Genomic DNA, 9,613 nt, shown 5'->3' with positions numbered 1-9,613 from the left:
CCGCGGTGATGCGCGACGTGTTCGAGGTCACGCCGGCGATGCTGAAGGAATCGGCCTACGGGCTCGGCTCCACCACCTGGGAGGTGGTCTTCAAGGTCGTGCTGCCGTACACCAAGACCGGCGTCATCGGCGGCATCATGCTGGGCCTGGGCCGCGCGCTCGGCGAGACGATGGCGGTCACCTTCGTGATCGGCAATGCGAACCAGCTGAACGGGCCGTCGCTGTTCGAGGCCGCCAACAGCATCACCTCGGTGCTGGCCAACGAGTTCGCCGAGGCGAGCGAGGGCCTGCACCAGGCCTCGCTGCTGTACCTCGCGCTGGTGCTGTTCTTCATCACCTTCGTGGTGCTGTCGATGTCCAAGCTGCTGCTCGCGCAGCTCAAGAAGGGTGAAGGGGGTCGCTCATGAGCGCCGTGATCGATGCCGGCCGCCTGGCCAAGGCGCGCAGCCGCCGCCGTGTCAACGCGGTGGCCCTCACGCTGTCGATGGCCGCGATGGCCTTCGGCCTGTTCTGGCTGATCTGGATCCTGGTCGAGACCTTCCGGCTCGGCGTCGGCGGCCTCACCTGGACGGTGCTGACCGAGATGACGCCGGCCCCGCAGGCCGAGATCGGCGGGCTGGCCAATGCGCTGTACGGCTCGCTGGTGATGGTGTCGCTGGCCACGCTGGTCGGAACGCCGATCGGTGTGCTGGCGGGCATCTACCTGGCCGAGTACGGGCAGAAGACCTGGCTGGGCAGCACCACGCGCTTCATCAACGACATCCTGCTGTCGGCGCCGTCGATCGTGATCGGCCTGTTCATCTACGCGGTGATCGTCGCGCGCTTCAWGACCTACTCCGGCTATGCCGGCGTGCTGGCGCTGGCGCTGATCGTGATCCCGGTCGTGATCCGCACCACCGAGAACATGCTGTCGCTGATCCCGCATGCGCTGCGCGAGGCGGCCTACGCGCTCGGCACGCCGAAGTGGAAGGTGATCWCCAGCRTCACGCTGAAGGCGGCCCGCGCCGGCGTGATGACCGGCGTGCTGCTCGCCTTCGCCCGCATCGCCGGCGAGACCGCACCGCTGCTGTTCACGGCGCTGTCGAACCAGTTCTGGTCGAGCAACCTGTCGGGGCCGATGGCCAACCTGCCGGTCACGATCTTCAAGTTCGCGATGAGCCCGTACGAGAACTGGCAGAAGCTCGCCTGGGCCGGCGTGTTCCTGATCACCCTCGGCGTGCTCGCGCTGAACATCTTTGCGCGCGTGGTCTTCCGCAACAAGCACTAGAGAACCAGAAAGAACGACATGGACGTCAAAGTCGAACTCCCGGTGACCGAGAAGGCCAAGATCTCGGTGCGCAACCTCAACTTCTATTACGGCAGCTTCCATGCGCTGAAGCGCATCAACCTCGACATTCCCGAGAAGAAGGTCACCGCCTTCATCGGCCCGTCGGGCTGCGGCAAGTCGACGCTGCTGCGCACCTTCAACCGCATGTWYGAGCTCTACCCCGAGCAGCGCGCCGAAGGYGARATCMTGKTCGACGGCGAGAACSTGCTGAAGAGCAAGCAGGATGTCTCGCTGGTGCGCGCCAAGRTCGGCATGGTGTTCCAGAAGCCSACGCCKTTCCCGATGTCGATCTACGACAACATCGCSTTYGGYGTGAAGYTGTTCGAAACGCTGCCGCGCGTCGAGATGGACGAGCGCGTCGAATGGGCGCTCAAGAAGGCGGCGCTCTGGAACGAGGTGAAGGACAAGCTGGCGCAGAGCGGCTCCGGCCTCTCCGGCGGCCAGCAGCAGCGGCTGTGCATCGCGCGCGGCATCGCGATCAAGCCCGAGGTGCTGCTGCTCGACGAGCCGTGCTCGGCACTCGACCCGATCTCCACCGGCAAGATCGAGGAGCTGATCCACGAGCTGAAGAACGACTACACCGTCGTCATCGTCACGCACAACATGCAACAGGCGGCGCGTTGCTCGGACTACACCGCCTACATGTACCTCGGCGACCTGATCGAGTTCGGCGTCACGTCGGACCTGTTCATGAAGCCGAAGAAGAAAGACACTGAGGACTACATCACCGGCCGGTTCGGTTGAGCGGAGGAATCACCATGACGGACAAGCACCTTTCCACCCAGTTCGACACCGAACTCAGCGGCATCTCGACACGCGTGCTCGAAATGGGCGGCCTGGTCGAGTCGCAGGTCGCGCAGGCGGTCTATGCGCTGACCAACTTCAGCGGCGACATCGCGAGCGACGTGCTGCGCAACGAAGAGCGCGTGAACGCGATGGAGATGGAGATCGACCGCGACCTGTCGAGCATCATCGCCCGCCGCCAGCCGACGGCGCGCGACCTGCGCCTGCTGATCGCGATCTCGAAGACCATCGCGAACCTGGAGCGCGTCGGCGACGAGGCGGCCCGCATCGCGCGCACCGTGCAGCGGCTGATCAACACCGGCGTGTCGAGCCGGCTGCGCCTGCCGGTCAACGACCTGGCCTTCGAGGCCGAGCTGGCGGTGGCCCAGCTGCGCAAGGCGCTCGACGCCTTCGCGCGGCTCGACACCGCGAAGGCCCTCGAGGTGCTGAAGCAGGACGACCAGATCGACCAGGAATTCGACGGCCTGATGCGCAAGCTGATCACCTACATGATGGAAGACCCGCGCACCATCTCGTCGAGCATCGACCTGGTGTTCGTGGCCAAGGCAATCGAGCGCGTGGGCGACCATGCGAAGAACCTCGCCGAGGTCATCATCTACGTGGTGATGGGCACCGACGTGCGCCACAACTCGCTTGAGAACGTCGAGTCGATGGTGCGATGACGCGAACTGCTGCAAAGGGGATCCAACGATGAGCCAGGTGCTGGTGGTCGAAGACGAATCGGCAATCGCCGAGCTGATGTCCATCAACCTGCGCCATGCGGGCTACGAGGTGGTGGTGGCGGCGACGGCCGACGAGGCGCTGGTGCAGGTCGACCGGGTGCTGCCCGACCTGGTGGTGCTCGACTGGATGCTGCCCGGCGAATCCGGCATCACGCTCGCGAAGCGCTGGCGCTCGCAGCCGCGCACCCGCGAGCTGCCGATCATCATGCTGACCGCGCGCGCCGCCGAATCCGACAAGATCTCCGGCCTGGACGCCGGTGCCGACGACTACCTGACCAAGCCGTTCTCGACGCACGAGCTGATGGCGCGCATCCGCGCGGTGCTGCGCCGCAAGGCACCCGAGGCGCTCGACGCGGCGGTCGAGGTCGGCCCGCTGAAGCTCGATCCGGCGACGCGCCGCGTGTCGCGCGAAGGGCAGGAGGTTCGCGTCGGCCCGACCGAGTTCCGCCTGCTGCATTTCTTCATGACGCACCCGGAGCGCGTGCACAGCCGCTCGCAGCTGCTCGACCGCGTGTGGGGCGACCATGTCTTCATCGAGGAGCGCACGGTCGACGTGCACGTCAAGCGCCTGCGCGAGGCACTGAACCCGGTCAACTGCTCGCAGATGATCGAGACCGTGCGCGGTGCCGGCTACCGGCTGACGCAGCAGGTGCAGTCGCAGTCGCTGTCCGCGTGAACCTCCGGCCTGACACGGACCCGATGCGATGAACTGGCTGCTGCCGCGCTTCCTGGCCGGCGTCCTCGCGATGGCGGTCGGCGGCGGGCTCGGCCATGTGCTGGGCGAGATGGCGCATGCGCCGCTCGTGGGCCTGTGGCTCGGCACGCTGCTGGGGGCGAGCGCGGTCGCGCTGATCGACGCGGTGCGCGGCTACCGGCTGATGCGCTGGCTCAGCGGCTCGCTCGAGGGCTCGGCGCCGCGCGATACCGGCTTCTGGGGCGAGATGGGCTACCGCATCGAGCGCGCCGTGGTGGCGCGCGACCGCACGGTGAGCCGCGAGCAGGGGCGCCTGGCGCATTTCCTGTCGGCCATCGAGGCTTCGCCGAACGGCGTGCTGCTGCTCGACGAGAACGACCAGATCGAATGGTGCAATTCGGTGGCGGCCGACCACTTCGGGCTCGACCCGGTTCGCGACAAGCGCCAGCGCATCACCAACCTCCTGCGCGCACCGGTCTTCGTCAGCTACCTGCAGGCAGGCGCCTTCGAGCAGGCGGTGACGGTGCCCGACCTGCGCAACCGCGGCACCTTGTCGGTCTACATCCGGCCGTATGGCGACGGCCTGAAGCTGGTGCTGTCGCTCGACATCACCGAGCGCGAGCGCTCCGAGGGCATGCGGCGCGATTTCGTCGCCAACGTCTCGCACGAGATCCGCACGCCGCTGACGGTGCTGTCGGGCTTCATCGAGACGATGAGCAACCTGCCGCTGACCGAGGTCGAGCGGCGCCGCGTGCTGACGCTGATGGGGCAGCAGACGCAGCGCATGCAGACGCTGGTGGCCGACCTGCTGACGCTCGCGCAGCTCGAAGGCAGCCCGCGCCCGCCGAGCGACCGCTGGGTGGCCGTCAGCAAGCTGTTCGGCCAGGCGCAGGCCGATGCGAGCGCGCTGTCGATGGGGCGCCACCAGCTGAGCTTCTCGGGTGCCGACGCGGCCCAGCTGGCCGGCAGCGAGAGCGAGCTGATGAGCGCGGTCGGCAACCTGGTGACGAATGCGGTGCGCTACACGCCGGAAGGCGGGCGCATCGCGGTGAACTGGCGGGTGCGCGAGGATGGGGCCGGCGAGGTGTCGGTCAGCGACACCGGCCCGGGCATCGCGCGCGAGCACCTGCCGCGGCTGACCGAGCGCTTCTACCGCGTCGACGGCAGCCGCTCGCGCGACACCGGCGGCACCGGGCTCGGGCTGTCGATCGTCAAGCACGTGGTGCAGCGGCACGGCGGCGAGCTCGACATCCACAGCGAGATCGGCAAGGGCTCGCGCTTCTGCCTGGTGCTGCCGGCGGCGCGCGTGCGCTTCCTGGAACCGGCGCCGGATCCGCGGCGTGCAGCCCCTCTGATCAACGACCAGACGATGTCGTCGACCTAAGACTTCTGCGGCGGGGCAGTGCGGCGGTAGACCGCTGCCACCTCGTCGCTGTCCGACGGCCGCAATTCCCGCGTGATCAGCTGCCAGCCCTGCGGGGCCGGTGCCTGGCGGCGCAAGGTCTCCATCACGATCAGGAACTCGCACAGCGTGCGGTCGGGCGCCTGCGTCGCGTCGACGCGGTAGCCGCCGAAGTACTCCAGCGCCACCAGCTGCGCGCGGCTGAGGCCGGGCGCTGCGATGCACACGTCACTCGGCACATGGCGCGCAATGCGCGTCACCAGCGGCCGGTAGCTGCGCGCGTAGTCGAACAGCGGCAGCCCGAGCGTCATCAGCAGCGACCAGCACAGCGCGACGCCGCTGGCCGGCAGCACCAGGCTCTTCCACAGCGGATGGCGGTGCCGCCCGGTGCGCCACTTCACCAGCCACAGCCAGGCCAGCGTGGCGGCGATGGCGGTCAGCAGCGCCAGCAGCGAGAAGTTCGGGATGAAACCCGGTGCGAGCCGCGCGACGTTGGCGGCCGGCTTGGCCGGCACGCCGGTGTAGACCGACGCATAGACGACCCAGATCGCGAGCGCCCAGACGCTGAAGAAGAACACCGAGAACCAGTCCATCGCGGCCGAGGTGCCGCGGTGCAATGTGGGCAGCGCGAACGCCGCCAGCACTGCGAGCGGCGGCAGGCCGAGCATCAGCGCGCGGTCGGAGCCGCCCATCGCGAGGCAGGCCACGACGCTCACCAGCACGCAGCCGAGCGGCGCGGTGATGTGCCGGTTCAGCCACTGCGCGCGCCAGCGCCACAGCGTCCAGAACGCCAGCAGCCAGCCCGGCCACATGAACCAGACGAAGAGCTTGCCCAGGCTGACGAAATCGCTCGCCTCGACATACCCGTCGAGGCGCCAGCCCCAGGCACCGAGCAGCGTCGCGACGATGAGCCCAAGCACGCCGCCGGCAGCGATCCACAGCGTGAAGCGGCGTGCCGGCTCGTAGCTCGAGCGGCCGCAGACGATGCCGCCGGTGATGGCCAGCATCGCCCCGATCATCGGCGCGCCGCTGGCCGCCAGCGCCGGCAGCGCCAGCATCACCGCCGCCTTGCTCTGCCAGCCGCGGAACGGACAGGCCGCCAGTGCGTAGAGGAACAGCGAGACGCTGGCCAGCTGCGCGAGCTCGGGCGTGGTCTCATGGCCGAGCTGCAGCAGGCCGAGGCTCGCGATCAGCGCGAGCAAGGCGCCGTCGGCGATCGCGCGGGCATAGTCGATCGGGCTCGCCTCGCCGCCGAACGCGAACGGCACCGGTTGCGCCGCCTCGGTGCGCGCGAAATGGTAGGTGCTGTACCAGGTCAGCAGCAGCGTGACGCCCAGCAGCATCGTGAACGGAATGCGGGCCGCGAGCGGCTGGCCGAGCAGGCCGCCGAGCAGCTTGATGAAGACGGCGCCCAGCCAGTACGGCAGCAGCGCCGAATCGCTCGGGATGCCGGCGACGGTCGGCGACCACCAGCTGGTGCTGCCCTGCGCGATGTCGACCATGTAGCCGAAGGCCGTCATGTCGGCGGCCTTCCACGGGTCGCGCCCGAACAGGCCGGGCAGCAGGTAGGCCGCGCAGAACAGCAGCAGGGCCAGGCGCGGCAGGCGCTGGGCGGCACGCTGGGTGACGAGGGCAGGGGTGGGCGAGTTCAAGGAAAGTGGCGCAGGCTGTTCTCGGGACGGCGACGATGATGCAGCAACTTGTGCACGAAGTTCGTGCGCGCCAATGAAAAAGGCAGCCCGCAGGCTGCCTTCGCTTGTCTCGTCGAGAGACGGCTTACTTCGCCTTCAGGTGCGCAAACTTGTTGCGGAACTTCTCGACGCGACCGCCCAGCGAGTCGATGCTCTTCTGGGTGCCGGTGTAGAACGGGTGCGATTCGCTGGTGGTTTCCAGCTTGATCAGCGGCAGCTCACGGCCATCTTCCATCTTGATGGTTTCCTTCGTCTGGGCGCACGAGCGCGTGACGAACTTGAAACCGTTGGACAGGTCCACGAAGCAGATGTCGCGGTAGTTCGGGTGGATGCCTTCTTTGGCCATGAGAAACCTCTTCAGCGCTGTGATACCGGGAGCCACGCCAAACCACTTGGCGCACTTTCCGGAATGCGGAAAACCGCGGATTATAGCGTCGCCTGCGCAGGCATCAACCGCCGCGACGCATCATGTCGAAGAAATCGTGGTTGTTCTTCGTGGATTTCATCTTGTCGAGGATGAATTCCATCGCCTCGATCTCGTCCATCGGGTACAGCAGTTTCCGCAGGATCCAGGTCTTCTGCAGGATCTCGGGCTGCAGCAGCAGCTCTTCACGGCGCGTGCCGCTCTTGTTGATCAGGATCGACGGGTAGACGCGCTTCTCGGCCATGCGGCGATCCAGGTGGATCTCGCAGTTGCCGGTGCCCTTGAACTCTTCGTAGATCAGGTCGTCCATGCGGCTGCCGGTGTCGATCAGCGCGGTGCCGATGATCGTCAGCGAGCCGCCTTCTTCCACATTGCGCGCCGCGCCGAAGAAGCGCTTCGGGCGCTGCAGCGCGTTCGAGTCCATGCCGCCGGTCAGCACCTTGCCGGACGAAGGCAGCACGTTGTTGTAGGCGCGGGCCAGGCGGGTGATCGAGTCGAGCAGGATCACCACATCCTTGCGCATCTCGACCAGGCGCTTCGCGCGCTCGATCACCATCTCGGCGACCTGCACGTGGCGCGCGGCCGGCTCGTCGAAGGTGGAGCTGATGACCTCGCCGCGCACCGTGCGGACCATCTCGGTCACTTCTTCCGGCCGTTCGTCGACCAGCAGCACGATCAGGTAGATGTCGGGATGGTTCGCGACCAGCGCATGCGCCAGCTGCTGCATCATCACCGTCTTGCCGGTCTTGGGCTGGGCGACGAGCAGCGCGCGCTGGCCTTTGCCGATCGGCGCGATCAGGTCGATGATGCGGCTGGTGACGTTCTCTTCGCTCTTGATGTCGCGTTCGAGCTTGAACTGTTCCTTCGGGAACAGCGGCGTCAAGTTCTCGAACATGATCTTGTGCTTGCTCTCCTCGGGCGTCAGGCCGTTGACCCGGTCGACCTTGACGAGCGCGAAGTAGCGTTCGCCGTCCTTCGGCACCCGCACCTCGCCTTCGACGGCGTCGCCGGTGTGCAGGTTGAAGCGGCGGATCTGGCTCGGCGACAGGTAGATGTCGTCGGTCGAGGCCATGTAGCTCGCGTCGGGGGCACGCAGGAAGCCGAAGCCGTYGGGCAGCACTTCGAGCACGCCGTCGCCGAACACCTGCTCGCCGCCTTTCGCGCGCTTCTTCATGATCGCGAACATCAGCTCCTGCTTGCGCATGCGGGCGACGTTCTCGATCTCCAGCGCCTCGCCCATCTTGATGAGCTCGGAGACGTGGAGCGCTTTCAGTTCAGACAAATGCATGGGCAGGGCCCCTGGAAGGAAAGAGTGCAGGCAGGGTCCGAGAAGCCGGACCCGATTCGATCACTGCGACAAGTGGCGCGAGCGACCCGGCATCGGGTTGCAGGACAACTTGGCACCGCTCTCGCGACGACAGAAATGCTGGGGTTTTGAAACGCTGGAGTTTTGTGCCGGACCTACGCGCCGCGGCCGATGGCGGCTTTGGGCGAGGTGGCAATCTTCAGGTGGTGGCTTCAGTCCGTCCGGGGAGAACGGGGCCCGAGGCCACCACGATTCGGCGGATTATAGATGACCGTCGAGGAAGGCCGTCAACTGGGCCTTCGAAAGTGCGCCGACCTTGGTGGCGGCGAGCTGGCCGCCCTTGAACAGCATCAGGGTCGGGATGCCGCGGATGCCGAACTTGGCGGGCACGTCGCGGTTGTCGTCGACGTTCAGCTTGGCGATCTGCAGGCGGCCGCTGTAGTCCTTCGACACTTCGTCGAGGATCGGGGCGATCATCTTGCAGGGGCCGCACCACTCGGCCCAGTAGTCGACCAGGACGGGCTTGTCCGCCTGCAGGACGTCGCTGTCGAACGACGCGTCGGTGGTGTGCTTGATCAGTTCGCTGCTCATGGGATTTGTCCTTGGACATGTGCCACCCGTCGCGAGTGGCAAGGCACAATGATTCTGACACAAAGCCCCTGCGCACGCGGCGCACCCCGACCTCACGGCCGCTATGGCTTCGATAGCTGCAACGCCCCCTCCTGGCCCCCTTGACCGACCTTGAAACCCCCGTGATCGCCACCATGCCGGCCGCCGCGCTCGACGGGCCGGGCCTCGTCGCGCAGCTGCGCGGCTGGATGGCGCAGCAGGGCGTCGAGGCGCGCGGCTGCGTGGTGCTGCTGCCGTTCGCGCAGCAACTGGCCGCGGCGCGCACCGCCTGGGCGCAGGCCGGCGGCTGGATGCCGGAGATCGAGACGACGCAGACGCTCGCGCACCGCCTCGGGCCGCCGCCGGCCACGGCCGAAGGCCAGATCAGCTTCGACGTGCACCTCGACCGGCTGGCTGCCGCGCGCCTGTTGCGCAGCCAGGACCGGCTGCAGGCCTGGGGCCGCAGCGATCCGCGCGCCTTCGACGATGCGGTGGCCGGCTTCGTGCGGCTGGCCCACGGGCTGGCGCGCTCGGCTGCGGCGATCGAGCCCTCGGCGCGCGAGGCCCACTGGCGCCACGCGCGCGCGCTGCTCGCCGCCGGCGACGGCCCCGGGCTGACCGAACGCCAGATCGC

The 9,613-nt window shown here is 67.5% G+C and carries 10 protein-coding genes and 1 pseudogene; 7 read left to right on the top strand and 4 right to left on the bottom strand.

The annotated features are described in order from the left end of the window. From AC1D12_RS15170 to phoR, 6 genes are all read left to right on the top strand, one after another. The coding region (locus tag AC1D12_RS15170) for an ABC transporter permease subunit (protein WP_477841266.1) at positions 1–407 on the top strand (407 nt) is incomplete at its 5' end. Next, positions 404–1,267: a phosphate ABC transporter permease PstA gene (gene pstA, locus AC1D12_RS15165; protein ID WP_477841264.1), complete on the top strand. Its 864-nt coding sequence runs from the start codon at positions 404–406 to the stop codon at positions 1,265–1,267. The genes AC1D12_RS15170 and pstA, both read left to right, overlap by 4 nt. An 18-nt stretch (positions 1,268–1,285) precedes the next feature. After that, positions 1,286–2,071 carry a phosphate ABC transporter ATP-binding protein PstB gene (gene pstB / locus AC1D12_RS15160; protein ID WP_477841262.1) on the top strand — a complete coding sequence of 262 codons (786 nt, stop codon included), beginning with the start codon at positions 1,286–1,288 and terminating at the stop codon, positions 2,069–2,071. Between the two features lie 14 nt (positions 2,072–2,085). After that, a complete protein-coding gene (gene phoU, locus AC1D12_RS15155; RefSeq protein WP_047511540.1) occupies positions 2,086–2,793 on the top strand; it encodes a phosphate signaling complex protein PhoU in 708 nt (235 codons plus the stop codon). 28 nt (positions 2,794–2,821) lie between these two features. Continuing rightward, positions 2,822–3,529: a phosphate regulon transcriptional regulator PhoB gene (phoB, locus tag AC1D12_RS15150; protein WP_047511542.1), complete on the top strand. Its 708-nt coding sequence runs from the start codon at positions 2,822–2,824 to the stop codon at positions 3,527–3,529. 28 nt (positions 3,530–3,557) lie between these two features. After that, the gene (gene phoR, locus AC1D12_RS15145; protein ID WP_465113245.1) at positions 3,558–4,931 is read left to right on the top strand and encodes a phosphate regulon sensor histidine kinase PhoR; all 1,374 of its coding nucleotides are present in this window, start codon (positions 3,558–3,560) and stop codon (positions 4,929–4,931) included. Here the strand turns inward: phoR and AC1D12_RS15140 are convergent. The 4 genes from AC1D12_RS15140 to trxA form a co-directional block, all read right to left on the bottom strand. Then, entirely contained in the window at positions 4,928–6,601 is a 1,674-nt protein-coding gene (locus tag AC1D12_RS15140) for an ArnT family glycosyltransferase (RefSeq protein ID WP_047511546.1), read from the bottom strand. The genes phoR and AC1D12_RS15140 overlap by 4 nt on opposite strands. Positions 6,602–6,725: 124 nt before the next feature. Continuing rightward, positions 6,726–6,986 carry a type B 50S ribosomal protein L31 gene (locus tag AC1D12_RS15135; RefSeq protein WP_047511548.1) on the bottom strand — a complete coding sequence of 87 codons (261 nt, stop codon included), beginning with the start codon at positions 6,984–6,986 and terminating at the stop codon, positions 6,726–6,728. Between the two features lie 103 nt (positions 6,987–7,089). Further along, a complete protein-coding gene (gene rho, locus AC1D12_RS15130; protein WP_477841259.1) occupies positions 7,090–8,352 on the bottom strand; it encodes a transcription termination factor Rho in 1,263 nt (420 codons plus the stop codon). A 279-nt stretch (positions 8,353–8,631) separates the two neighbouring features. After that, positions 8,632–8,961: a thioredoxin TrxA gene (gene trxA, locus AC1D12_RS15125; protein ID WP_047511552.1), complete on the bottom strand. Its 330-nt coding sequence runs from the start codon at positions 8,959–8,961 to the stop codon at positions 8,632–8,634. A gap of 161 nt (positions 8,962–9,122) precedes the next feature. On the opposite strand from trxA, the pseudogene AC1D12_RS15120 reads away from it, so the two are divergent. Then, a pseudogene (locus tag AC1D12_RS15120) lies at positions 9,123–9,613 on the top strand (hypothetical protein); the annotation flags it as partial.

The sequence above is a fragment of the Rhizobacter sp. P1_G5 genome, assembly GCF_056405435.1.
This window is presented reverse-complemented; position numbering and strand designations above follow the sequence as displayed.

What these genes read in the sequence shown, in the direction of transcription:
- phoU (WP_047511540.1), top strand. Translation starts at nt 2,086, where the DNA reads ATGACGGACAAGCACCTTTCCACCCAGTTCGACACCGAACTCAGCGGC.
- AC1D12_RS15135 (WP_047511548.1), bottom strand. Translation starts at nt 6,986, where the DNA reads ATGGCCAAAGAAGGCATCCACCCGAACTACCGCGACATCTGCTTCGTG.
- phoR (WP_465113245.1), top strand. Translation starts at nt 3,558, where the DNA reads ATGAACTGGCTGCTGCCGCGCTTCCTGGCCGGCGTCCTCGCGATGGCG.
- phoB (WP_047511542.1), top strand. Translation starts at nt 2,822, where the DNA reads ATGAGCCAGGTGCTGGTGGTCGAAGACGAATCGGCAATCGCCGAGCTG.
- trxA (WP_047511552.1), bottom strand. Translation starts at nt 8,961, where the DNA reads ATGAGCAGCGAACTGATCAAGCACACCACCGACGCGTCGTTCGACAGC.